The organism is Microbacterium gallinarum, from assembly GCF_014837165.1.
GTDB lineage: Bacteria > Actinomycetota > Actinomycetes > Actinomycetales > Microbacteriaceae > Microbacterium > Microbacterium gallinarum.
This window is the reverse complement of record NZ_JACSPM010000002.1, coordinates 444,893-468,151: the sequence shown is the minus strand read 5'-3', so window position 1 is coordinate 468,151 and position 23,259 is coordinate 444,893. Positions and strand designations below refer to the sequence as shown.

General features: G+C 66.0%; 20 protein-coding genes and 1 pseudogene. 16 read left to right on the top strand and 5 right to left on the bottom strand.

The annotated features are described in order from the left end of the window. Positions 1-10: 10 nt before the first annotated feature. From H9622_RS09100 to H9622_RS09090, 3 genes are read right to left on the bottom strand one after another with little or no spacing between them, the layout of a single operon-like run. Positions 11-988, bottom strand: a complete 978-nt coding sequence (locus H9622_RS09100; protein WP_191766156.1) for a GDP-L-fucose synthase family protein — start codon at positions 986-988, stop codon at positions 11-13. Beyond that, a complete protein-coding gene (gmd, locus tag H9622_RS09095) occupies positions 988-2,022 on the bottom strand; it encodes a GDP-mannose 4,6-dehydratase (protein WP_191766057.1) in 1,035 nt (344 codons plus the stop codon). The genes H9622_RS09100 and gmd overlap by 1 nt, the downstream gene beginning before the upstream one ends. Further along, complete coding sequence (locus tag H9622_RS09090) at positions 2,015-3,343, bottom strand: glycosyltransferase family 4 protein (protein ID WP_318247075.1); 1,329 nt, start codon at positions 3,341-3,343, stop codon at positions 2,015-2,017. The genes gmd and H9622_RS09090 overlap by 8 nt, the downstream gene beginning before the upstream one ends. Positions 3,344-3,947: 604 nt before the next feature. On the opposite strand from H9622_RS09090, the gene H9622_RS09085 reads away from it, so the two are divergent. Genes H9622_RS09085 through H9622_RS09055 form a run of 7 tightly spaced genes read left to right on the top strand, consistent with a single transcriptional unit; the run spans position 3,948 to position 10,755 of the window. Beyond that, positions 3,948-4,784: an alpha-1,2-fucosyltransferase gene (locus H9622_RS09085; RefSeq protein ID WP_191766056.1), complete on the top strand. Its 837-nt coding sequence runs from the start codon at positions 3,948-3,950 to the stop codon at positions 4,782-4,784. 49 nt (positions 4,785-4,833) lie between these two features. Further along, complete coding sequence (locus tag H9622_RS09080; RefSeq protein ID WP_191766055.1) at positions 4,834-6,129, top strand: oligosaccharide flippase family protein; 1,296 nt, start codon at positions 4,834-4,836, stop codon at positions 6,127-6,129. Positions 6,130-6,139: 10 nt separating this feature from the next. After that, a complete protein-coding gene (locus H9622_RS09075) occupies positions 6,140-7,327 on the top strand; it encodes a glycosyltransferase (protein ID WP_191766054.1) in 1,188 nt (395 codons plus the stop codon). After that, positions 7,320-8,093, top strand: a complete 774-nt coding sequence (locus H9622_RS16165) for a glycosyltransferase (RefSeq protein ID WP_404802864.1) — start codon at positions 7,320-7,322, stop codon at positions 8,091-8,093. The genes H9622_RS09075 and H9622_RS16165 overlap by 8 nt, the downstream gene beginning before the upstream one ends. Continuing rightward, positions 8,090-8,620 (top strand): serine O-acetyltransferase, encoded by a 531-nt coding sequence (locus H9622_RS09065; RefSeq protein WP_191766052.1) that lies wholly within the window; start codon positions 8,090-8,092, stop codon positions 8,618-8,620. Before H9622_RS16165 ends, H9622_RS09065 begins: the two co-directional genes overlap by 4 nt. After that, positions 8,613-9,509, top strand: coding sequence for a glycosyltransferase family 2 protein (locus tag H9622_RS16160; RefSeq protein WP_225221838.1), 897 nt, complete (start codon positions 8,613-8,615; stop codon positions 9,507-9,509). Before H9622_RS09065 ends, H9622_RS16160 begins: the two co-directional genes overlap by 8 nt. Position 9,510: 1 nt before the next feature. Further along, the gene (locus tag H9622_RS09055; protein ID WP_191766050.1) at positions 9,511-10,755 is read left to right on the top strand and encodes a hypothetical protein; all 1,245 of its coding nucleotides are present in this window, start codon (positions 9,511-9,513) and stop codon (positions 10,753-10,755) included. Positions 10,756-10,817: 62 nt separating this feature from the next. On the opposite strand, the gene H9622_RS09050 is transcribed toward H9622_RS09055, so the two are convergent. Beyond that, entirely contained in the window at positions 10,818-12,344 is a 1,527-nt protein-coding gene (locus H9622_RS09050; RefSeq protein WP_191766049.1) for a sugar transferase, read from the bottom strand. 489 nt (positions 12,345-12,833) lie between these two features. On the opposite strand from H9622_RS09050, the gene rplM reads away from it, so the two are divergent. From rplM to glmM, 3 genes are read left to right on the top strand one after another with little or no spacing between them, the layout of a single operon-like run. Continuing rightward, positions 12,834-13,280, top strand: coding sequence for a 50S ribosomal protein L13 (gene rplM / locus H9622_RS09045; protein WP_191766048.1), 447 nt, complete (start codon positions 12,834-12,836; stop codon positions 13,278-13,280). A gap of 26 nt (positions 13,281-13,306) precedes the next feature. Beyond that, on the top strand, positions 13,307-13,783 hold the full coding sequence (rpsI, locus tag H9622_RS09040) for a 30S ribosomal protein S9 (RefSeq protein WP_191766047.1): 477 nt from the start codon (positions 13,307-13,309) through the stop codon (positions 13,781-13,783). A 16-nt stretch (positions 13,784-13,799) separates the two neighbouring features. Next, the gene (gene glmM, locus H9622_RS09035) at positions 13,800-15,158 is read left to right on the top strand and encodes a phosphoglucosamine mutase (RefSeq protein WP_191766046.1); all 1,359 of its coding nucleotides are present in this window, start codon (positions 13,800-13,802) and stop codon (positions 15,156-15,158) included. A gap of 70 nt (positions 15,159-15,228) precedes the next feature. Here glmM and H9622_RS09030 read toward each other — a convergent pair whose 3' ends face one another. Beyond that, complete coding sequence (locus H9622_RS09030; RefSeq protein ID WP_191766045.1) at positions 15,229-16,173, bottom strand: Ppx/GppA phosphatase family protein; 945 nt, start codon at positions 16,171-16,173, stop codon at positions 15,229-15,231. A 227-nt stretch (positions 16,174-16,400) separates the two neighbouring features. Between H9622_RS09030 and H9622_RS09025 the strand changes: the two genes are divergently transcribed. From H9622_RS09025 to tsaE, 6 genes and pseudogenes are all read left to right on the top strand, one after another. Next, positions 16,401-18,002, top strand: a complete 1,602-nt coding sequence (locus H9622_RS09025) for a M20/M25/M40 family metallo-hydrolase (RefSeq protein WP_191766044.1) — start codon at positions 16,401-16,403, stop codon at positions 18,000-18,002. A gap of 110 nt (positions 18,003-18,112) precedes the next feature. Continuing rightward, positions 18,113-19,063 (top strand): type I pantothenate kinase, encoded by a 951-nt coding sequence (gene coaA, locus H9622_RS09020; protein WP_191766043.1) that lies wholly within the window; start codon positions 18,113-18,115, stop codon positions 19,061-19,063. Between the two features lie 48 nt (positions 19,064-19,111). Then, a complete protein-coding gene (gene glmS / locus H9622_RS09015; protein WP_191766042.1) occupies positions 19,112-20,962 on the top strand; it encodes a glutamine--fructose-6-phosphate transaminase (isomerizing) in 1,851 nt (616 codons plus the stop codon). A gap of 75 nt (positions 20,963-21,037) precedes the next feature. Then, positions 21,038-21,388: pseudogene (locus H9622_RS15830) on the top strand (holo-ACP synthase); the annotation flags it as partial. A 176-nt stretch (positions 21,389-21,564) separates the two neighbouring features. Next, positions 21,565-22,665, top strand: coding sequence for an alanine racemase (alr, locus tag H9622_RS09005; protein ID WP_191766154.1), 1,101 nt, complete (start codon positions 21,565-21,567; stop codon positions 22,663-22,665). 104 nt (positions 22,666-22,769) lie between these two features. Continuing rightward, on the top strand, positions 22,770-23,219 hold the full coding sequence (tsaE, locus tag H9622_RS09000; RefSeq protein WP_191766153.1) for a tRNA (adenosine(37)-N6)-threonylcarbamoyltransferase complex ATPase subunit type 1 TsaE: 450 nt from the start codon (positions 22,770-22,772) through the stop codon (positions 23,217-23,219). Positions 23,220-23,259 lie beyond the last annotated feature (40 nt).

Below are 23,259 nucleotides of genomic sequence, written 5' to 3'. Positions count from 1 at the left end.
GGGCTGCCCGTTAGTCGCGCAACGCGCCGACGTGGTCTCGATACCACGCAACGGTTCGTTCGAGACCTTCTTCGAGGGAAATGCGAGAGGTCCACCCGGCCTCAGAGAGCTTGGATACGTCGAGCAGCTTCTGGGGTGTACCGTCAGGCTTCGACGTGTCCCAGGCTGTCTCGCCTTGGTACCCCGTCACGCGAGCAATCGTCTCGGCGATTTCCGCGATCGTTACGTCAGAGCCGGTGCCGACATTGACCTGGTCGGGACCGTCGTAATGCTCCAGTAGGTGGAGCACCGCGTCAGCCATGTCGTCCGCGTGGAGGAACTCACGACGAGGCGTCCCGGTTCCCCAGTTCGTGACTAGCGCGGCACCAGCTTTCTGGGCCTCGTCATACCGGCGAATCAGTGCGGGCAGGACGTGTGACCCCGTCGGTGAGAAGTTGTCGTTGGGCCCATAGAGGTTCGTGGGCATTGCCGAAATCCAGGGGAGTCCGTACTGCCGCCGCACCGACTGCGTGTGCATGATCCCGGCGATCTTTGCGATTGCATATGCGTCGTTGGTCGGTTCGAGGTGGCCGGTGAGCAACGAATCCTCTCGGATTGGTTGCGGGGCGAACTTGGGGTAAATGCATGACGAACCGAGGAAGACCACACGTTCGACGTCATTGCGAAGGGCCGCGTCGAGAACGTTTGTCTGTATCCGGACGTTGTCACTCAGGAAATCGACGGGGTATGTGCTATTTGCGAGGATCCCGCCCACCTTGGCAGCAGCGAGGACGACGTACTTCGGTTTGATCTGCTGCATATACGAGAAGACCGCGTCACGGTCCTTCAGGTCGAGTTCCGTGGACGTCTTGCCGACGATGTTTTCGAAACCGGCCGACTCCAGCCGTCGCCGGATTGCGGATCCCACCAGGCCGCGGTGTCCCGCGACGTAAAACGTGGCGTCACGATCGAGTTTGCCGGGCGTGTAGTCAACGCCATCGCTTGCCATCAGCGCGCCGCCGTCCAGGCAGGAAGCCTGACCTCGTCGATCCACGGGCGCCCCTCGTGCTCGAGCGCCTCAACGTCAGCATCGACCATGAGTCTTGCCAACTGCAGTCCATCTACAGTCGCTTCCCACCCCAGCTTCTCACGCGCTCTGGACGGGTCACCGATCAGTGCGTCTACCTCGGTGGGGCGCAAGTAGCGCTCGTCGAACTTCACGTACTCCTGCCAGTCGAGGCCGACGTGGCTGAAGGATGCTTCCAGGAAGTCTTTGATGGTGTACCCAACGCCTGTGGCGAGCACGTAGTCGTCGGGCGCGTCGGCCTGCAGCATCCGCCACATGCCTTCGACGTACTCCGCGGCGTAACCCCAGTCGCGCACCGATTCAAGGTTGCCGAGATACAGATCCTTCTGGACTCCTGCCTTGATGCGGGCGACCGCGCGGGTGATCTTCCTGGTCACGAACGTCTCGCCGCGGCGCGGGGACTCGTGGTTGAAGAGGATGCCGTTCACCGCGTACATGTCGTACGCCTCGCGGTAGTTCTTCGTGATCCAGAAGCTGTAGAGCTTCGCCGCCGCATACGGCGAGCGGGGGTAAAACGGCGTGGTCTCGCTCTGAGGTGGCGGCGTAGCGCCGTAGAGCTCGGACGACGATGCCTGATAGAAGCGAGTATCGACACCGGAGAGACGCACGGCCTCAAGCATGCGGATCGTTCCGGTACCCGTGGTGTCGGCCGTGTGCTCCGGCTCGTCGAAAGACACGCGCACGTGTGACTGGGCCGCCAGGTTGTAGACCTCAGTCGGATTGATCTGAGCCAGCAACGTGACCAGGCGTGCTCCGTCGCTGAGGTCGCCAAAGTGAAGGAATAGCTTCGCGCTAGGGTCGTGCGGGTCGACGTACAGGTGGTCGATCCGGCCAGTATTGAACGTCGAAGCTCGGCGGATCAAGCCGTGGACTTCGTACCCCTTGGCGAGCAAAAGCTCCGCCAGGTACGATCCATCCTGCCCGGTGATTCCGGTGATCAGGGCGCGCTTAGTCAAGTGGTACTCCGTTCGGGGCTTCCGCAGCGGTGGTGTGCTGTCTCCCGCTGGGTGTCGCGCGTTCCGCGGCGACGGCTGTGAGAATCTCGGACAATCGGTCGAGGGCCGTCTCTTCGTCGAGAACCGTTTGACGATACCTTAAGCCGTTCTCGCCGTGGCGACGTGCAGCTTCAGGCTGCGCTCGGAGGGCGAGTGCCCCTGCCAGCAGACTTGCGGGATCGTCGGAAGCGACGACGAGACCGGCGCCGGCCGCCGCGACCTCCTCTGCGGTGATCCCGTCGTGGTCTGTCGCGGCGAGCACCGGTCGCCCGGTACTGAAGTACGATGTGAGCTTGCTCGGCACCGCCATCTCAGCGACTCCGGCCTTCTCGTTCACAAGGAGCACGTCGGCCGCGATGAGAGTGGAGGCGAACTCCTCGTCCGGTAGGGGATCGATGAACTGAACGGTGGGAAGATGATTCGCGAGAGCGCGTATGCGGTCGCGCTCGCCGCCGCCGCCCAAGAAGACAAAGCGCAAGGGCGCCTTTCTATCCGCCGCGAGGCGCGCCGCCTCTATAACGTTCTCGAGTCCTTGCTTCACACCAATGTTTCCAGCGTGGAGCACTACAGTCTCGTCGTCGCGCCAGCCGTGCGACGCTCGAACAGAGTCCGTGTTCAGCGGTGACATCGGCCCGAGATGAGCCCAGTTGCGCACGACTTGGATTTTATCCCCGGGTACCCCGAAGTCCTTCGTGATTCGGTCTGCGAACCGTTTGTGGATCACTATGACCGCCGCCGCGTTACGCAGGACCCATCCTTCGATCGCGCTGATTGCCCTGCGCGATCCACGGCCGCCTCGCCCTGTCTCGGTCACACCGACCGTATACAGGTCCTGCACCCACACAACCACCGGGGTTCCGTGGCTGATCAACTTCGCACGCGCGACTACCAGAGCTGTTGCCAAGAGGGCAGGTGAGACGGCCACGATGACATCGGGTGAGCCCCATCGCGTCCAGACCTGCCGAGCGCCGAAGGTTAGTTCAGAGACGACCCGACGAACCGTCGACGGCTTCCGAGGCACGTAGTGCCGGACTCGCCGGACGTCCACGTCGGCGATCGTTTCCCGCCGCGACCACTGACCGTATCCTTCGAAGATCCGCCAGCTCGGGTAGTGAGGGTGTGCCGTGATCACGCCTGTGGCGATTCCCCGGAGTCTGAGCCCGGCGGCTGCTGCTCCCGTGTACGGTGCGACTCCGGTCCGCTCTGGCGGATAGTTCAGCCCCATGAGAAGGACTCGCGTTGGCGGGCCGGTCATACCTTCGAGGTTATCGTAGAGGTACACGAGTCAGATTCGGGGAGTGTGAAGTGCCGCAGATACCGGTCATCGACCTGTCCAAGGCGCCGGGGGAACGCGCATCATGGGATAGGCCGGCGTGGGTCGTCTACCTGTGGGGTCTTTGCGAACTCCTCTTGGTAACGAACCCTCTTCAGATCAGCACTCGCTTGCGCGTCGCCGTCCTTCGAGCGTTCGGGGCTGAGATCGGGCGCGGAGTGGTCTTCCGGCCTCGCACTCGAGTGAGGTTTCCGTGGAAGCTGCATATCGGCGATCGGTCTTGGATCGGCGAAGGGGTCTGGTTCCATAACCAAGATCACATCTACGTGGGTCACGACGTAGTCATCTCCCAGGAGACTTTCTTGTCGACGGGAAGTCACGCACACCGAACAGATATGTCGCTCGTTACCAGGCCAATCCACGTCGAAGATGGTGCGTGGGTTACATCACGTTGTGTGGTTCTTGGTGGCGTGACGATCGGGCGATCTGCGCTGATCGCTCCCACCACCTGCGTTGACCGGGATGTCCCCAGCAACTGCATGCTTGGGGTTTACGGCACACGGGGCGAGCGGTTCGCGACTCGATCCGCGCCTGACTGGGAAGAGCGATCACCATGAGCGGCGAGCATTCGATCACTCTCTGGCTCCAAGGCGGTCTCGGCAATCAGCTCTTTCAGCTGAACGCGGGCGACTTGTTGGCGAAGTCGACAGGTGGTCGTCTGCGTATCTCAACTGCCAGCTACGCCCGGGACCGTAAGAGATCGTTCGAACTCGATCGCCTGACGAGCGATATTCCGAGAGCGTCTATTGCTGAGATCGCGCTGACTGGGTCCCCGTACAACCGAGCCGGTGTGCTACGCCACCGTACCGCTCCACTCCGTCGCGAAATTGTTACCTCTATTGCTGAACGGCCTGCAGGGAACGCGCTTCTCGTGGGATTCTTTCAGGATCAAGCATCTATCCAGGGCGGGACCAAGCGGACAGTCCAAAGACTGCGCTCCGTCACCCTAAGCAAAACCGGGAGCCTGATCTCGAGGCGTGTAGCGGGGGCGCCGGTGGCGCACGTACGCAGGGGAGACTACGTCTCCCTTGATTCCTCGGTCCGCACCTTCGGCACAATTAGGCCCGAGTACTATTTTGACGCCTTCGACTATCTCGGTGTAAGTCCCGCGGCGATTTACTACTTCACCGACGATCCGGACTATGTATATCGGACATTCGGCGCTCGACGTGCGCAAATTATTTCAGCCGACGACCTACGCTCGCCGCTCGAGACCATCCTGGCGATGGGATCGGCGGGTGATCTAGTGATTCCGAACAGCACCTTCTCGTGGTGGGCAGGCGAATTGCTGGCTCCTGCAGGTCGCACTATTGGACCCAGGACATGGTTCTTCGATCGCGACGATCACCTCTCTCCGGCGCGCGACTCCTGGATCCGAATTGACAACTAAGTCCTTGCGGCGGGCTCTCCTCCGGCTGCCCAGGCTTGGCTGGTTGGCGATGGGTCAGATCGCGTCCCTCGTCATTTCAACCGTTGCCTTCGCGGTTCTCGCCCGATTGCTCGGCCCCGACCCCTTCGCGGCGTTCGCTGTGATTGTGTTCGTCTTTAGCTTGCTTGCGCTCCTCCTTGACTTGTCTCCGCAGGGCTACCTGCTCGTGTCAGGTGTGGATCGGCAAACCCGGCGAAGCGCGTGGGCCGTCGCTGGCATCACGGCGGCGCTCTGCGCTGGCGTGGTTTTCGTTCTCCTTTTGGGGATCTCCGGCTTACTGGATGCGTCTAGTTCGCCAGTTGCGATCTCGACGACGATGGCGGCAGCTGTGTTGTGTCAGTTCTGTGCACAAGTGCCGAGAGCGTCTCTCCTGGTCGCGGGCTACTATGCGCGCATTGCTGCGATTGACGTTTCTTCGATGGCCGTTTCCGTCCTCGCAGCAATCGCGGCCGCTGCCGCAACGCAGAGCGTCATCGTCCTATGCCTTCAGCTTCTGATTGTCGCGCTCTGCCGATGCTGCCTCTACCTGGTCTCCGACGGCTTGAGCCGCCGCATGCACGCTAAGGATTTCAACGCCCGGGATCGGCGTCTGTCGGGTGTCGGAGATGCAATTCGATACGGCTTGCGTGTGATGCCGATCAATGTCGCGTCCTACGCCGGTAGATCTTTGGATAGTGGGATACTGCCGTTCCTGATTCCTGCGTCAGCCGCCGCTGCGTACGCGCGAACTTATCAGTTGGTCGTGGTACCCGTGACTCAGCTTCAGCTCTCGGTCGGCGGCGCCATTGTCGCGAGACTCGCCGGCGCGGAAGGTCATAGCCGACGCGAGTTGGGCCGCCGTATCTGGAGAGCTCTTCTGCTAATGGCCGGTCTGTCTGGCATCCTGATTGGCCTATTTTCTCAGCTCATTTCCATCGTGATGTTCGGGCCTGCATGGCCGATGGTCAACGTGTTTATTGCAGCCATGAGTTGCGCTCTGCCGAGTGTGGCGACCACGACATTCTTTGCATGGCAATTGCAGATAGTCGCCTCGGCTGCCAAGTCACTCGCACAGTTGGCTGCCGTGTGTGTCGGGCCGTTAGCAGTGATTCTATGCGCGATCCTTTCCACGCAGGCGGCAGTCGTGGCGCTGGTTCTGACGGGGCTCGCTACGCCTGCCATCTTGCTTGCCACCCATGGCGGTGACGTCTCCGGGGGGCGGCGTTCGCGGATGCTCCTCCAGGTAGCTGGGGCATGGATCCTCCCTTGCCTGATCTTCTGTGTTGTGTCAACTTTGTCCGGATTCTGGACATACAACAATTGGTGAGAGTTGTAACATGCGTGTGAAGAACGTACTTCAGGTGAATGTGCGCCTGTCAGAAGGGGGCGCAGCAGGCGTCGCCAGGACGCTGGCGGACGAGTTGGCGCATAGTGCGGTCAACAGCCGATTCGTCTACGGCTACGGCCCTCACGGCGGCGACTCTCCCGAAGCGGCCGCCTTGGCAGCCGTGAGGCTCACTGCAATGCAGGTGGCGGCGGTGAACAAGATCTCCTTTGAGCTTCTCGGCGAAGAATCTCGTATCCGCGGGCCCCGACGTTGGGAGGAGTTTCGACAGGCGGTCGATTGGGCCGACGTCGTCCACTTCCACGCCGTTCACTCATACATGGCAAATCCGCACCAACTCGTCAGCGCGGTTACAGACGCCCGAAAGCCGCTGGTTTGGACCATGCACGATCAGTGGCACTTTACCGGGAGGTGTGCGCAGCCGGGCGCATGCAACAAATTCGCCACCGGTTGTCAGCCGTGTCCTGATCTGCGGGCATACCCGCCTGCTCGAGTAGACCGTGCTGCTGAGCATTGGTCAACCCGACGCGAACTTGTCGCCGAGCTGCATTCCACAGGGCGGTTCGCGTTAGTGTCGTGCGCCGGCTGGCTTGCGGACCTAGCAGAAGCCAACGGCCTCGGACCTGTACGAACGATCACCAACTCGGTTGATAGGAGATTTTGGGAAGCCGCTACTGCCGAGTGGCGGACGACAAGCGGGCCAAAGGTGCGCGCGCTATTCATCTGCCGTGATCTACGCGATCCGCAGAAAGTCGACTGGGATGTGCTTCGCGCCGTTTCGGGGGCCGGGGGCGTCGAACTCACGATCATCGGTGATAACCCACAGGAAATCTTGCCAAACGTCAGATACGTTGCGTCGACCAGATCGCGTGAAGAGCTGGCCGCGATCATGAAGGCGCACGACGTTCTCGTTTTTACCTCCACCGTCGACTACTACCCTCTCACCTTGGTGGAGGCGCTGACCGCCGGGATGCGAGTCGTCGCGGTCGATTCGCAGGCAGCCCGCGAACTTGCATGGACCCCGCGAGTTCGTATCGTCTCGCACGGCGCAGAGTTGGCGTCCGCCGTGAGCGATATGCCGATTGCGCCCACCGCCGAGCCGCACGAGGTCGGCGTTTTCGCGCCCTCCGTGATGGCGAGAAGGTATCTCGACGTATACGAGGAGGTCTTCAGTGGGTGATCGAGACTTCGGATCGTCGCGCCACCGTCCCGCTCCGTGCCTGTCCGTGGTGACCGTCACTTATCAAGACGAGGAGGGTTTGCGAAGAACGCTACATTCGCTCGATTCGTTGATGAGATCCGCGAGGTCGAGAGTAGAGTGCATCGTCCAGGACGGTGGCAGTAGCTTTGACCTCGGTCGTATCGCCGAGGCGTACCCGTGGAGTCAGATTGAGTCCGCGCCAGATGACGGTATCTACAACGCGATGAACTCTGCCACTCTTCGCGCGCAGGGCAATCACATCTGGTACCTGAATGGCGGCGACGAGTGCCTCGTTGATGATTACGACGAGCTCGCGGCCTGCCTCGTAGAGGGACAGATGGCGCTCTTCGACTTCGAACGCGTCTATCAGTCCCGCGTGGAGCGTCGATTGAGTCGTGAGCCGTCATACATCTGGCACGGACTTCCGACGTCGCACCAATCGATCGTCTACCCACGCCTGCCGGATCTCCGATACCGGGACATTCCCATCGCGGCAGACTATGATCTCACCGCCAGGTTGCTGACGAGCGGTGTCGGGGCGACGGTCCACCACGTTCCGATCGCGAGGTTTCACGTAGGCGGGTTGTCGACTGCCAGATCCCGTGAGATAGCTCACGATGCCTGGCGGGTTCAGCGCGACGTCCTCGGAGTCCCGTTCGCCTTACGCCTTGTGAGTCGAGTGCGGCACTTCGCCGCGCGCTCGGTGACCAGTGTGAAGTACTCAATGTCAAGGAGAACCCCATGAGTCGTGCGCACGAGCGCGGGCACCTTCGCGCCGATCGCGCGCGGTACGGGCGTTGGGCGTGGGTGCAACAACCTGCGTTGTGGGCGATCGCGGTGTACCGATTCGGCCGATGGACGCGATCGGCGCCACTTCCCTTGCGCCCCGTTGTCCACGCCATCTACTACACCCTCTACTCTGTCGTGCGCCTCGCAACCGGGATAGATATCCCGCGCAGTGTAACTATCGGCCCTGGCCTAATGATTCATCACTTCGGAGGAATCATCATCAACCCGCAGGCTAGATTGGGCGCGGGTTGCACGCTCCGACAGGGCGTTACCATCGGCACTAGGGTCTCCGACTTCGATGTGCCGACCGTCGGGGACCGCGTGGAGTTCGGCGCGTACGCGCAGGTGCTCGGTGACGTACAAATCGCAAACGACGCGCGGATTGGCGCACTCTCCGTCGTCATGTGCGACGTCGGAGAGGGGATGACTGCCGTCGGGATTCCTGCGCGGCTGATTGGCAACGTTGGAATCCACGATGAGTGATCGGGGGACCCTTACGGTCGTGATCCCAGCATTTAACGCGGAGGCAACACTTGCTGGCGCGATACAGAGCGGCCTCCTCGCGGGCGCGAGTAAGGTTGTCGTAGTCGACGATGGCTCCGTCGACGGAACCGCTCAGGTTGCCTGGTCGGCCGGAGCGGATGTGCTGACGCAGCAAAACGCGGGTGCAACCGCGGCGAGGCGGCGAGGCCTTCGCTCCGTCGACAGTGAGTATGTCGTGTTGCTCGATGCGGACGATCGTCTGGTACGCGAGGGAGCCGAGATTGCGTGCGGTCTGCTTGCCAGTGATGAAACGCTAGGCGCCGTAGTGGGTCAATACGTCCGCAACACGGGCGGCGTGTCCGCAACCCAGGATGTGCCGTTGTGGCCCGAGGGAGTCACGCTTAGGGCCTTGGTCCGTCGAGGGCACGCGCCGGCTCCGCCTGGCGCCGTGATATGGCGGACCGCGGTGCTGAGAGAAGTGTTCGCGAATCCGATGCCCGCGCTGGAGCCGCGGTGGGCCGAGGACTTCGAGACCCTGGTTCGCGGGACCATGCTCTCCCGAATCGCGACGCTCGAGTCGCGTGTCTGTGTTTACAGCACAGTAGGTGGCAAGTCCGATCAATATCCATTGCGGAGTCTCGAAGCTGCTGAATTGATTCGGAGGCACTACGCCGAGCTCGCAGGGATAGACATCGCGGAGCGAACGCCAGCTGATCTCAGAGCGCTGGTCAAGTTCAGACGCGCGATGGGAACGAAAGGTGTCGCACGCGTGTGGCTGGGCGCGCAATCGATCGCGACAAGCCCTCGGCTGTACTTGCAGCTTGCGAGGGCGCGGTTGCGACGAGTTGCGAACTTAAGGCGCGGACATGCGCACGGGATTGAGCCGTAGCGTGGACGCCGCCACCAATTTCCGAGTCCCAACGGAGCGCGGTGAACGGCAGATGCAAAGAACAGCCGCAACTCGGACGCTTGTACTGACTTCTGCAGCAATTGCCGCGTTTGTATCGCCGTTGACCGAAATGCCGATACCGATTCTCGGGCAGACCGGGCTGCTTGTCGCGTGTGCATTCTTCTGCCTGGTGGGTGGATGGATGATCGGAGGTCGCGGCGCACTCGTCGTCACCGTCGCGCTAGCCGTCGCCTCCTATTGGTTGGTGCTGGTGGCCGTCGCCAGTTCGGCGCAGACCGCGAACTCTGCTACGTCGCTGTCCCAGTTCAGCGTGCTGATAGTGACCGTCGTTGCGATGATCGTGGTTGCTGGGGTGACAGTCCTGGTTACAGGACAAGCGTGGACGGTGCTGCTGGCGTTTACCGCCGGCTGCGCCGTGTTGGCAGGGAGCGTGTGGGTTCTTCCCGATCAGATCAACGGTCGATATTTCGGGTTGGCCGGCCATCCGGTCGAGGTTGGCGGTACCCTCGCGGTCGGCGCCGTGATTGCGATCTTCGCCCCGGTAAAGACTCCGCACGTTCGGATCGTGTTCTTGGCCCTCGCGTCACTGATGCTTAGCGCCATCTTGCGGGCAGAAGCGGCGACCGGCCTGGTCGCCTGGCTAGTTGCCGTCGCCGTCGGGGCTGTGGTCGCGCGCCGGTTCTTGCTCATCGTCTGGATGGCGATCGTTGCAGCGGCAGGGGTGTGGGTGATGTCTCTCTCGACCGTAGGATTGCGCTTGTTATCCAAGGTCGTTGAGCAGTTCGGCGCCTTGCCGTTGGATTACGGCGCGGTCGCCTACGACTCAGCGAATACGCTCGCGTCGCGCATCGCCACAATAACGCTCGGCTTCGAGCGTTTCTTGGAGAGTCCGCTCGTTGGCCACGGGCTAACGAACGAGGCGACAATAGTGCTTGGAAACCTGCATCCGCACAACGTCTTCGTCTACGCCGCGGTTGCTGGCGGCGCCCTCCTGGTGGCGCCTTACCTGCTCCTCCTGCTGTCCGGGGTGTCGGGGGCAACATCTATTGCCCGGCGACGAGTGACGTTTCGTGGCGATGTAGCGATGGTAGCTTCAGCATCAGCTGCGTGGATCGGCGCGCTTTCGGGGCCGCAGCTGTATCAGCGACCGTGGTTGCTTCCGGTTCTGCTCATCGCCTTCGTGACCCTACTTCGCCCCGAGCGCGTTGTGGCGCCCCATTCCTGAGGAGTTGTGCGTGCGGAGCACGCATCTATTGCCAAGGTCCAGGGCGCCACACCACCTGGCCGTCAGTATGCGCCCCTCGTGGCGACGACAGCTTTGACCGTCCGCCACAGAATCACAAGGTCCGTCGTGACGGACCAGTTCTCCACGTAGTAGAGGTCCAGGCGGATGCTGTCTTCCCAGGATAGATCGCTGCGACCGCTGACTTGCCAAAGTCCGGTGATGCCGGGCTTCACGAGCAGACGTCGGTGCACCCAACGCTCATAGGATTCGACCTCGCTCGCCAGTGGCGGGCGGGGGCCGACGAGCGACATGTCACCTTTGAACACGTTCCAGAGCTGGGGCAGTTCGTCGATGCTGTACCGGCGAAGGAAACGCCCGACCGGCGTGATGCGGGGATCGTTGCGCATCTTGAACAGCACGCCATTGCCTTCGGAAGCATCAAGCAAGGACGAGAGTTGCTGCTCGGCATCTGCCACCATCGTGCGGAACTTCAGCATGCGGAAAGGCTTGCCATGCAAGCCGACTCGTTCCTGCCGGAAGAAGGCGGGGCCCGTGCTCGTCGATCGCACGACGACCGAGAGAACGAGGAACACGGGCGAGAGAAGGACAAGCGCCAACCCGCTCACCACCACGTCGGACGCCCGCTTGAGGGCCAACCGCACGCCGGTGAACTCAGGGTAGTCCACGTGGATGAGCGGCAGGCCGGCGACGGGGGTCGAGTGGATGCGCGGGCCGGCGATATCGGTGAGCGCGGGGGCAACGATCAGGTTCGCCTTGCGCTCTTCGAGGCCCCAGCCCAGCTCGCGTAGGTGGCGGGGCTTGAGCGTGTGATTTCCGGTGATGATGACGGTGTCCGCCCGCGCCTTATCGACCACCTCCAGGAGGTGATTCCAGTCCCCGAGCACCGGGACGCGATCCGACAGGGCATGGTCGGTGTTGCCGCGCTCGGTTATCGCGCCGACGATCTCGAGGCCGCAGCCGGGATCACGCTGAATCTGCTGCGCGACGTGCAGTGAGCTCGCGCGATCACCGACCAGCACTGCGTGACTGAGCAGGCGCCCCCGACGACGTCGCCCGATGAGCCATTTGCGCCACAGCCAGCGGCTGACCATCAGCAACAGCCAGCCAAGGGGAAGGGCGATGAGAAGGTAGGCGCGCCCGATCTGCGCCTGAAGGGCGAACGCAAGGATGGCGAAGAGCCCGAAGAAAGCGAACGTCGCGTTGGTGACGCGCTTGTATTCGACGACGCCCGTTCCGATGATCTTGTAGTCGCGGGTGCCGAAAAGGCGTAGTGACAGCGCCCACCCGGCGATCATCACGATCGACACGATCGTATAAGCCACTCCGACGTCTGCGTTGCGGATGCCTGGGAGGACAAGGCTTTCGCCCACGAAACCGAAGCGGATGAACTGCGCTGTGAACACGGCGAGCATGATCACGAGCGTGTCGGTGATCGAGAGCAGGGTGGCAAAGAGTCGCTGCCAGCGCCGTACCCGCGCAGCAGGGGTGGGAAATCGAGTCGGCTGAGGTGCGGTCAACCCGTCAAGAGAAGGGCGGTGCGGAGCCGGGGGTCGCTCGTCGATAGCCATGGCTCAGAGCCCGTTGTGCGCGCGCTGGTCGCGAACTGTCACGTACAGATCATCTCCCGTAAGAATCCCAACCTGCCGCGGGCGCGCGGTTGGGGTCGCCCTTTTCGGTGAGAACGGTTTCCAGGATACCAGGCGGAGATGGGGCGTTCGGGGGTGAGAGGGGAGCGGGGCAGGGGCGTTTCGTCTCACTTCGCTCGCTCAACGACCCGGGGGCGCTCGCCCGCTCAACGACCCGAGGCGCTCGCCCGCTCAACGACCCGGGGTGCTCACTCGCTCAACGACCCGGGGCGCTCGCCCGCTCACGACCCGGAGGCCGGTTTGGCCGAGGCATCCGCGTGTCGTAGTATTGATCTTTGGTGTGCGGCTCAGCTGACCCGGCACCACGAACGTGAGCCCTCCACTGGCGTGTTCCTCGGCCCTCGGCCGGAAGAACCACCCCGGAGTGGGATTCACGAACACCTCCGTTCGAATCAAGAAAGCAGCACTACTGTGACGCGCACTTACACCCCCAAGACTGGCGAGATCCAGCGCGAGTGGCTGGTCATCGACGCGACTGATGTCGTCCTCGGTCGCCTCGCCTCGCACGCGGCTCGCCTCCTCCGCGGCAAGCACAAGCCCACGTTCGCGAACCACGTCGACACCGGTGACTTCGTCATCATCATCAACGCCGACAAGGTCGCCCTCACCGGTCAGAAGCTCCAGAAGAAGAAGGCGTACCGCCACTCGGGCTACCCGGGCGGGCTGTCGTCGGTCACGTACGAAGAGCTCCTCACCAAGAACCCCGAGCGCGCTGTCGAGAAGGCCGTCCGCGGCATGCTCCCCAAGAACAGCCTGGGCGCACAGCAGCTGCGCAAGCTGAAGGTCTACCGCGGCGCCGAGCACCCCCACGGTGCGCAGCTGCCCAAGACGTACACCCTCGACCAGGTCGCCCAGTAAGCGCCGTACAGACTAAGGACACACTCGTGGCGAACATCGAAGAACCCACCAGCTACTCGACCGAGACCCAGGTCGACGAGACCGCGACCGCAGCAGCCGAGCGCCCCGTGCTCTCGGTTCCCGGCGCAGCCGTCGGACGCCGCAAGCAGGCCATCGCCCGCGTGCGCCTCATCCCGGGCTCCGGCGTCATCACCGTCAACGGACGCGAGTTCGAGGACTACTTCCCGAACAAGCTGCACCAGCAGCTGATCACTGACCCGTTCACGGTGCTCAACCTCACCGGCGCGTACGACGTCATCGTCCGCATCTCGGGTGGCGGCCCCTCGGGTCAGGCCGGCGCGCTGCGTCTCGGCATCGCCCGTGCGCTGAACGAGATCGACGCCGAGAACAACCGCCCGACCCTCAAGAAGGCCGGCTTCCTCTCGCGCGACGCCCGCGTCATCGAGCGCAAGAAGGCCGGTCTCAAGAAGGCCCGCAAGGCGCCTCAGTACTCGAAGCGCTGATCGGCTTCTCCACCGCATGCCGATCTTTGGCACGGATGGGGTGAGGGGGCTGGCCAACGGCCCCCTCACCGCCGATCTTGCACTGTCCCTGGCCCAGGCGACTGCCGTCGTCCTGGGCCAGGGCCGTTCCGCCGACGCGCGGCGCGCCGCCGGCAAACGCATCACCGCGGTGGTCGCGCGGGATCCTCGCGTGTCGGGAGAGTTCCTCTCCGCTGCGGTCGAGGCGGGCCTTGCCTCGTCAGGCGTCGACGTCCTCGACGCCGGCGTGCTGCCCACCCCGGCGACCGCATTCCTGATCGCCGACATGGACGCCGACTTCGGCGTCATGGTCTCGGCATCCCACAATCCCGCGCCCGACAACGGCATCAAGATCTTCGCCCGCGGCGGCGTGAAGCTTCCCGACGTGGTCGAGGAGCGCATCGAGCACGCCATGGCCGGGCCGAAGCTGCAGCCCACGGGCGCCGGAGTCGGCCGCATCCGGCGCTTCGCCGATGCCGAAGACCGTTACGTCGTGCACCTGCTCGGGTCGCTTCCGCACCGGCTCGACGGCATCCACGTCGTGCTCGACTGCGCGCACGGCGCGGCGTCGGGCGTCTCGCCCGAGACGTTCCGCGACGCCGGCGCTCAGGTCACCGTGATCGGCGCCGATCCCGACGGCCTGAACATCAATGACGGCGTCGGGTCGACGCACCTCGACAAGCTCGCCGAGGCCGTCCTCGCGCACGGCGCCGATGTAGGAATCGCCCATGACGGCGACGCCGACCGCTGCCTCGCGGTCGACGCCGATGGCCGCGTCGTCGACGGCGACCAGATCATGGCGATCCTCGCCGTGGCGATGAAGGAGCGCGGAGCGCTGGCCGACGACACGCTCGTCGCCACCGTGATGAGCAACCTCGGGCTGCACCGTGCGATGGCCGCGAACGGCATCCGGGTGGAGCAGACCTCCGTCGGAGATCGCTACGTGCTGGAACGCATGAACGAAGGCGGCTTCTCGCTCGGCGGCGAGCAGTCCGGCCACGTCATCATGAGCGAGTTCGCCACGACGGGCGACGGACTGCTGACGGGCCTGCACCTCCTCGCCGAGATGGCGCGGCAGAAGAAATCGCTCGCGGAACTCGCGTCGGTCATGACCGTGTTCCCGCAGATTCTCCTCAACGTCACGGGCGTCGACCGTTCGCGCGCGAACAGCGACGAAGGCGTGTCGGATGCCGTCGCCCGGTCGGTCGCGGAACTCGGCGACTCCGGCCGTGTGCTGCTGCGTCCATCGGGCACAGAGCCGCTCGTGCGCGTCATGGTCGAGGCGGCCTCCGCCGAGGACGCCCGCGCGCACGCCGAGCGGCTCGCCGACGTCGTCCGCGAGCGTCTCGCGCTCTGATACCCCGCGCGCTGATTCGCACCACAGAGAGCCCCGCCTTCCGAAAGGCGGGGCTCTCGTGGTCTTCGCGTCAGGGCGCCGGCGTGCTCCACGAGAGCGACTCGATGTAGCGCAGCAGCACGCCCTCGCGGAGGGCCCACGGCGAGACCTCGAGCTCGTCGACGTCGAGCGCGTGCATGGCTTCGTGCAGGACGACCGCGCCCGCCACGATCTGGAACGTGCGGTCGGGGGTGATGCCCGGCAGCTCCTGGCGCGCGGACGCGGGGATCTTCGCCAGGCGAGGGATCCACGAGCCGAGCGAGGCGCGGGGGAGCAGCATCCGCTCGATTCCCGACCAGCCGGGCACCGGATAGCCGACGAGCTTGGCGAGGGAGCGGATCGCCTTCGACGAGCCGACGACGTGATCGGGGTGCGCGAGCCGCCCGAACGTCTCGGCGACCGGTGCGAGCGTGGCGCGGGCGTGCGCGCGCAGCCGCTCGACCGATTCCTCGCCCGGCGGGTCGTGCGGCAGGAACTCCACGGTCATGCGACCGGCGCCGAGGGGGACGGATGCCGCGGCCTCGGGCAGCTCGTCGGGACCGGCGGCGATCTCGAGCGAGCCGCCGCCGATGTCGAAGAGCAGGATCTGGCCGGCCGCCCAGCCGAACCAGCGGCGAACGGCGAGGAAGGTGTACCGTGCCTCGGTCTCGCCGCCGAGCACCTGCAGCGGCTGGCCGAGAGCGTCCTCGATGAGGGCGATCACCTCCGGCCCATTGGCTGCCTCTCGGACCGCCGACGTGGCCGTCGCAAGCAGTTCGTCGACATTCTCGGATGCTGCGACCCGTCGCGCGTCGGCCACGGCCGCGACGAGTGCGTCGACGCCCTCCTGCGTGATCTCCCCGGCGGGACCGAGGTAGCGCATCAGGCGCAGGACCGTCCGCCGGCTCGTCGTCGCGAGCGGACGGCCGCCCGGCCGGACATCGGCGACGAGCAGGTGGACGGTGTTGGATCCGATGTCGAGGACTCCGAGGCGCACGGGTAGACAGTACCGGTGCGGGTGCGCGGGTGTCGCGCATGCCGCGCATGCCGTTCCGTGCATGAGCGCACGATGAGAAGTCGGCACTTTCGCTAGGGAGTTCCGAATCGCCCGTCTAGCCTCGCCCGCAGGGTGCCGATCCGGCATTCATCCCCGCTCGCGGACGACCAAGGGGGCCGTCCGCGGACACGGCGCTCGACGACGAGTGCCTACGTGAAGGAGAGAACATGAATCGATCCCGCATCACAAGGAGAGGCGGGCTGGCGCTCGCCGCAGCGGCTGCCACAGCGGCGGCGCTCGCCATCGCCCCGGTCTCGGCGGCGACCGCGGCACCCGCCGCGAAGTGCGACAACCGCAACAACAACACGGTCGCGAAGCTGCTCGAGTGCGTCTCGGCGGAGGGCGCGATGGAGCACCTCGAGGCGTTCCAGCAGATCGCAGAGGAGAACGGCGGCAACCGCGCCGTCGACACGACGGGCTACGAGGCCAGCGTCGACTACGTCGTCGACACGATGGAGGCCGCGGGCTGGACCGTGTCGATCGACGAGTTCGACTTCTTCGTTCCCGTGCCGACCGTGCACCAGCTCACGCCGCAGGACGTCGACCACCCCGCCGGGTACTTCGTCGAGGGTTCGGCGGAGGGTGAGGTGACCGGCAACGTCATCCCGGTCGACCTCGCGCTCGGCACGCCGGGCGGTGGCACGAGCGGCTGCCAGCCCGAGGACTTCGACCTCACGCTCTTCGAGGGCGGGAACGACATCGCCCTGATCCAGCGCGGTGCGTGCGAGTTCGGCATCAAGGCGCGCAACGCGCAGAACGCCGGCGCCGAGGCCGTCATCATCTTCAACAACGGCACCGCGGGCAACGAGGGCCCGATGAGCAACGTCACGCTCATCGGCGCGAACCCCACGGCGCTCGACATCCCCGTCGTGAACACGTCCTTCGCCGCCGGCGGGGCGCTGGCTCAGCCCGGCTCGACCGCGACGGTCTCGATGTTCATCGAGAACCACCCGCAGCAGAACGTCATCGCCGAGCTGCCGGGCCGCAATGCCGACAACGTCGTGATGGCCGGCGCGCACCTCGACTCGGTGCCCGCGGGTCCCGGCATCAACGACAACGGCTCGGGCTCCGCCGCCCTGCTCGAGGTCGCCGAGAGCATGAGCAAGGTCAAGCCGCAGAACACCGTGCGCTTCGCATGGTGGGCTGCGGAAGAAGTGGGCCTCGTCGGCTCGCAGGCCTATGTCGACGGCCTCACCGATGCAGAGAAGGACCGCATCGCGCTGTACCTCAACTTCGACATGGTCGCCTCACCGAACTACATCTTCATGGTGTACGACGGCGACGAGTCCACCTTCGAGGCCCCGGTCGTGGTGCCCGAGGGCTCGGTCGAGATCGAGGACCTCTTCGAGAGCTACTTCACCAGCGTGGGCGTGCCCTACGACGACGCCGAGTTCAGTGGTCGCAGCGACTACGAGGCGTTCATCCTCGACGGCATCCCCGCGGGCGGTCTGTTCACGGGCGCCGAGGATGAGAAAACGGCGGAGCAGGCCGAGATCTGGGGCGGCATGGCGGGCGAGTGGCTCGACCCGTGCTACCACCAGGCCTGCGACGACATCGACAACGTGAGCCTCGACGCGCTCGAGACGAACGCCGATGCGATCGCGCTCGCGGTGCTCGTCTACGGCTACTCCACGGAGTCGGTCAACGGCGTCCCGGGTGCCAAGGTCCCGGGCGGCCTGAACCTGCCGGTGCCCGCCGGTGCCGAAGGCACCTGGGCCGGGGGCGGCGGTGGCCTCCACCCCGACCACGGTCACCACTCGGCGAGCTGACGCCGATCCGACCCGCGACGGGCCCGTCCTCTCCGGAGGGCGGGTCCGTCCCGTTCACGGGCGCTCGCAGCGTCGGCCGCGGCATCCGTCCAGCCGTTACGATGAGCGGGATGTCCGCAGACGAAGCCACCATCGCCCCGGCGCAGTCCCTCTACCGTGAGATCGGCCGCGGCGAGTGGGCGCGCCTCGCGGCGGGCATGGCGCAGCCGCTCTCCGAGACCGAGATCGTGCAGATCCGGGGGCTCGGCGACCGCCTCGACATGGCCGAGGTGTCGCAGGTGTACCTGCCCCTGTCGCGGCTGCTCTCGCTCTACGCCAAGTCGACGAAGCAGCTCGGCGCCGAGACGAGCGCCTTCCTGCACGACGCCGACTCGACGACGCCGTTCGTGGTGGCCGTGGCCGGTTCCGTCGCGGTGGGCAAGTCGACCATCGCGCGTCTGCTCCGCGAGCTGATGAGCCGCTGGCCCGACACGCCCCGTGTGGAGCTCGTCACCACCGACGGGTTCCTCTACCCGAACGTCGAGCTCGAGCGCCGCGGCATCATGGCGCGCAAGGGCTTCCCCGAGTCGTACGACCGCCGCGCCCTCGTCTCCTTCCTCACCGAGGTCAAGAGCGGAGCGCCCGAGGTGCGGGCGCCGTTCTACTCGCACATGCGGTACGACATCGTCCCCGACGCGCATGTCACGGTGCGCCGCCCCGACGTCGTGATCGTCGAGGGGCTCAACGTGCTGCAGCCCCCGCCCGCTCCGCACGACGTCGCGGTGAGCGACCTCTTCGACTTCTCCATCTACGTCGACGCGGATCCCGCGCACATCGCCCAGTGGTACGTCGAGCGGTTCATGGCCCTCAAGACGGGCGCGTTCGCCAACCCGAGCTCGTTCTTCAACGTGTTCTCGCACCTGAGCGACGACGAGGCGGTGCAGACAGCGCTCGGCTACTGGAACGACATCAACCTGCCGAACCTCATGGAGAACGTGCTGCCCACGCGCGGGCGCGCGAGCCTCGTACTGCAGAAGGCCGCCGACCACACCGTGGAGCGAGTGCTGCTGCGCAAGCTCTGATCCTTTCGTTCAGGCTCCTCGCATAACCCTCCGCCTACCATTGGAGGCATGTGTGGAATCGTCGGATACGTGGGCCCGCGCCCGAGTCAGTCCATCCTCCTTGCGGGGCTCGCTCGTCTGGAGTACCGCGGCTACGACTCCGCCGGCGTCGCGGTCATCGACGGCGACGGCGGCCTGGGCATGCGCAAGCGCGCCGGCAAGCTCAAGGTGCTGCGCGACGACCTGAGTGAGCACCCCCTCGCCGACGGCACGACGGGCATCGGCCACACCCGCTGGGCCACTCACGGCGGCCCGACCGACGGCAACGCGCATCCGCACCTCGCCGACGACGACAAGCTCGCGGTCATCCACAACGGGATCATCGAGAACTTCTCCGAGCTGAAGGACGAGCTCCTCGCCGACGGCTACACGTTCCGCAGCGAGACCGACACCGAGGTGGCCGCCGTGCTCCTCGGTCGCGAGTACCAGCGCAGCGGCGACCTCGTGACCGCGTTCCGCTCCGTCGTCTCACGCCTGGAGGGCGCCTTCACGCTGCTCGCCATGCACGAGGACCAGCCCGGACTGGTCGTCGGCGCACGCCGCAACTCGCCGCTGGTCATCGGTCTGGGCGAGGGCGAGAACTTCCTCGGCTCCGACGTCGCGGCGTTCGTCGAGCACACGCGCAACGCCCTCGCTATCGGCCAGGACCAGATCGTCGCGATCACCCCCGCGGGCGTAGAGGTCACCGACTTCGACGGCAACCCGGTCGAGGTCGAGCCCTTCGAGGTCACGTGGGACGCGTCGGCGGCAGACAAGGGCGGCTGGTCGTCGTTCATGGCCAAGGAGGTCTCCGAAGAGCCCGAGGCCGTCGCCAACACGCTGCGCGGCCGCATCCGCGACGGCGAGGTCGTGATCCCTGAGCTCGACGGCCTCGACGACCTCTTCACCGGCATCTCGCGCATCATCGTGATCGCGTGCGGCACCGCCGCATACGCGGGTCAGGTCGGCAAGTACGCCATCGAGCAGTGGACGCGCATCCCCGTCGACGTCGAGCTCGCGCACGAGTTCCGCTACCGCGACCCCGTCATCGGACCCGACACGCTCGTCGTCTCGATCAGCCAGTCGGGCGAGACCATGGACACGCTCATGGCCGTCAAGTACGCGCGCGAGCACGGTGCGAAGACGCTGTCGATCTGCAACACACAGGGCGCGACGATCCCGCGCGAGTCCGACGCGATCGTCTACACCCACGCCGGCCCGGAGGTCGCGGTCGCCTCGACCAAGGCGTTCGTCGCCCAGGTCACCGCCCTCTACCTGATGGGTCTGCACGTCGGCCGCGTCCGCGGCGTCGTCCCGGCTGACGAGGCTGCGGCCCACGTCGCCGAGCTCGAGGCGATCCCCGGCAAGATCGCGCAGATCCTCGAGCGCGAGCAGCCGCGCATCGAGCAGTTCGCGCACTGGATGGCCGACACCCGTTCGGTGCTGTTCCTCGGCCGCCACGTCGGGTACCCCATCGCCCTGGAGGGTGCGCTCAAGCTCAAGGAGCTCGCGTACATCCACGCCGAGGGCTTCGCCGCGGGCGAGCTCAAGCACGGTCCCATCGCGCTCATCGAGCCCGGTCAGCCCGTGTTCGTCATCGTGCCCTCGCCGCGTCAGTCGGCCGAGATGCACAAGAAGGTCATCTCCTCCATCGAAGAGATCCGCGCGCGGGGTGCCCGCGTGATCGCGATCGCCGAGGAGGGCGACGCCGCGGTGCTGCCCAAGGCGGACGAGGTGCTGCGCATCCCGCTCGCCGGTCCGTTCTTCGAGCCGCTGCTGGCCGTCGTCCCGCTGCACATCTTCGCGATGGGCCTGGCGACCGCCAAGGGCCTCGACGTCGACCAGCCCCGCAACCTCGCGAAGTCGGTCACGGTCGAGTGAGCACGACCGCGAGGCGTCCGCATACACCGCGATAGGGTGACGGATGCCGCGACCGCGGCGTGACGGGAGAGTTTCGTGATCGTCGGGATCGGCGTCGACCTGGTCGACATCGCCCGCTTCGAGCGCACGCTCGAGCGGACGCCGCGGCTCCTCGAGCGGCTGTTCTCCGCCACCGAGCGCGAGCTCAAGCCGCGCTCGCTCGCCGCGCGCTACGCCGCGAAGGAGGCGCTCATCAAGGCGCTCGGCGGCTCGGACGGCGTGCACTGGACCGAGATCGAGATCACGCCCGAGGCATCCGGCCGCCCGTGGTTCACGCTCAGCGGCACGACGGCAGATGCCGTCGCCGACCGCGGCATCACCACCCTGCACCTCTCGATGTCGCACGACGCCGGCTTCGCCACCGCGTACGTGGTGGCGGAGGCATCCGCTCCTCCTTCGCCCTTCGTCTCCTCGGCCTCTACCGCGAGACAGCACGTCCGCGACGAGACGGCGTCCGACCCTGGTCGTCTCGTCGCCGATTCGTCGTCTCGCGGCGCGGGCGGGGGCGGGGAGCGGCGTGGCGACGAGGAGGGGGCGCAGTGACCAAGCTCCCGGACGGCGTGATGCGCGAGGCCTCCATCGACGTCGGGGCCATCGAGGACAACGTGCGCCATCTGCGCCGCTTGACCGGCTCCGAGGTCATCGCGGTCGTCAAAGCCGACGGATACGGCCACGGCGCTGTGCGGTCGGCGGTCGCCGCGCTCGCCGGTGGGGCGACCCGCCTCGGCGTGGCCGACATCACTGAGGCGATCGCGCTGAGGCGTGCGGGCATCGACGCCCCGATCGTCGCGTGGCTGCACGCACCGGGCACGTCGTTCGCCGAAGCCGCGTCGCTCGGCATCGAGCTCGGCATCTCGAGCTTCGACCAGCTGCTCGCCGCTGCGGGCGCGGCATCCGCCGACCGTCCTGTCGGTGTGCACCTCAAACTCGAGACCGGGCTCTCCCGCAACGGCATCGCCCCGGAGGACCAGCGCATCGTGTTCGCCGAGGCGGCGCGGCTCGAGCGGATCGGCAAGCTGCGCGTCATCGCGCTGTTCAGCCACCTGTCCAACACCTCGGCCGACGACGACCGGGCAGCTCTGCAGGCCTTCGAAGACGGCGTCGCGCTGGCGGCGTCACTCGGGCTCGCCCCGCCGCTGCGCCACTTGGCCGCGACGCACGCGGCGATCGCGCTGCCCGAGACGCGGCTCGGCTGCGTGCGCATCGGGATCGGCATGTACGGACTCTCCCCCTTCGCGGACCGCAGTTCGGCCGACCTCGGACTGCGTCCTGCCATGACGCTGCGCGGAGCCGTCGCCGCGGTGCGGCGCGTGCCCGCCGGCACGGGCGTGTCGTACGGCTACGCGTTCCGCGCCGAGCGCGACACGACGCTCGCGCTCGTGCCCGTCGGATACGCCGACGGTGTGCCGCGCCAGGCATCCGGAGCCGGTCCCGTCGTGATCGGCGGCCGCCGATTCTCGGTCGCCGGACGCATCGCGATGGACCAGTTCGTCGTCGACGTCGGCGACCACCCCGTCGCGGTCGGCGACGAGGTCGTGCTCTTCGGCGACCCGACCCTCGGGGCGCCCGCCGCCGACGACTGGGCGACTGCCGCCGGCACGATCAACTACGAGGTCGTCACGCGCATCGGGCCGCGGGTTCCGCGTCGTCAGGTCTCGGCGTGAGCGGGAACGCCGACGGCGTCCCGGGCGTTGACCCTGACGTGGAACAGACGCTCACCGGACTCGACCCCCTTCTCGGCAGCCGCGAGATCGTCTCACCCGAGGCGATGGAGCGGCTGGGCGAGCAGATCGGACGGATGCTGCGCCCCGGCGACCTCGTGGTGCTCACCGGTCCGCTCGGCGCCGGCAAGACGACGCTGACCCGCGGCATCGCCCGCGGGCTGGAGGTGCGCGGGCCGGTGCAGAGCCCGACCTTCGTGCTCGCGCGCACGCACCCGTCGCTCGTCGGCGGAACGCCGCTCGTGCACGTGGACGCCTACCGGCTCGGATCGCCCGCCGAACTCGACGACCTCGACATCGACTTCGACCGGTCGGCGGTCATCGTCGAGTGGGGACGCGGCATGGTCGAGGGGCTCCGCGACACGTGGTGGGAGATCGAGCTCGACCGCGAGTGGCACGGCCGGGGGATCGACACCGCGTGCGGCACGTCGCCGCGTGTGGCCGAGGACCTCGATGCCGACACCCCGCGCGCCGTGACGATCAGCCGCCGGCCCTGAGGGATCGTGCCGCCGCCGAGGGGCGCGAGGCGGCGACTAC

Excerpts from the sequence above, each read along its gene's own strand:
- H9622_RS09100 (WP_191766156.1), bottom strand. The coding sequence starts at position 988 with ATGGCAAGCGATGGCGTTGACTACACGCCCGGCAAACTCGATCGTGAC.
- H9622_RS09085 (WP_191766056.1), top strand. The coding sequence starts at position 3,948 with ATGAGCGGCGAGCATTCGATCACTCTCTGGCTCCAAGGCGGTCTCGGC.
- H9622_RS09080 (WP_191766055.1), top strand. The coding sequence starts at position 4,834 with ATGGGTCAGATCGCGTCCCTCGTCATTTCAACCGTTGCCTTCGCGGTT.
- H9622_RS09075 (WP_191766054.1), top strand. The coding sequence starts at position 6,140 with ATGCGTGTGAAGAACGTACTTCAGGTGAATGTGCGCCTGTCAGAAGGG.
- H9622_RS09065 (WP_191766052.1), top strand. The coding sequence starts at position 8,090 with ATGAGTCGTGCGCACGAGCGCGGGCACCTTCGCGCCGATCGCGCGCGG.
- H9622_RS16160 (WP_225221838.1), top strand. The coding sequence starts at position 8,613 with ATGAGTGATCGGGGGACCCTTACGGTCGTGATCCCAGCATTTAACGCG.
- H9622_RS09050 (WP_191766049.1), bottom strand. The coding sequence starts at position 12,344 with ATGGCTATCGACGAGCGACCCCCGGCTCCGCACCGCCCTTCTCTTGAC.
- glmM (WP_191766046.1), top strand. The coding sequence starts at position 13,800 with ATGCCGATCTTTGGCACGGATGGGGTGAGGGGGCTGGCCAACGGCCCC.
- H9622_RS09025 (WP_191766044.1), top strand. The coding sequence starts at position 16,401 with ATGAATCGATCCCGCATCACAAGGAGAGGCGGGCTGGCGCTCGCCGCA.
- coaA (WP_191766043.1), top strand. The coding sequence starts at position 18,113 with ATGTCCGCAGACGAAGCCACCATCGCCCCGGCGCAGTCCCTCTACCGT.
- glmS (WP_191766042.1), top strand. The coding sequence starts at position 19,112 with ATGTGTGGAATCGTCGGATACGTGGGCCCGCGCCCGAGTCAGTCCATC.
- alr (WP_191766154.1), top strand. The coding sequence starts at position 21,565 with ATGCGCGAGGCCTCCATCGACGTCGGGGCCATCGAGGACAACGTGCGC.
- tsaE (WP_191766153.1), top strand. The coding sequence starts at position 22,770 with ATGGAGCGGCTGGGCGAGCAGATCGGACGGATGCTGCGCCCCGGCGAC.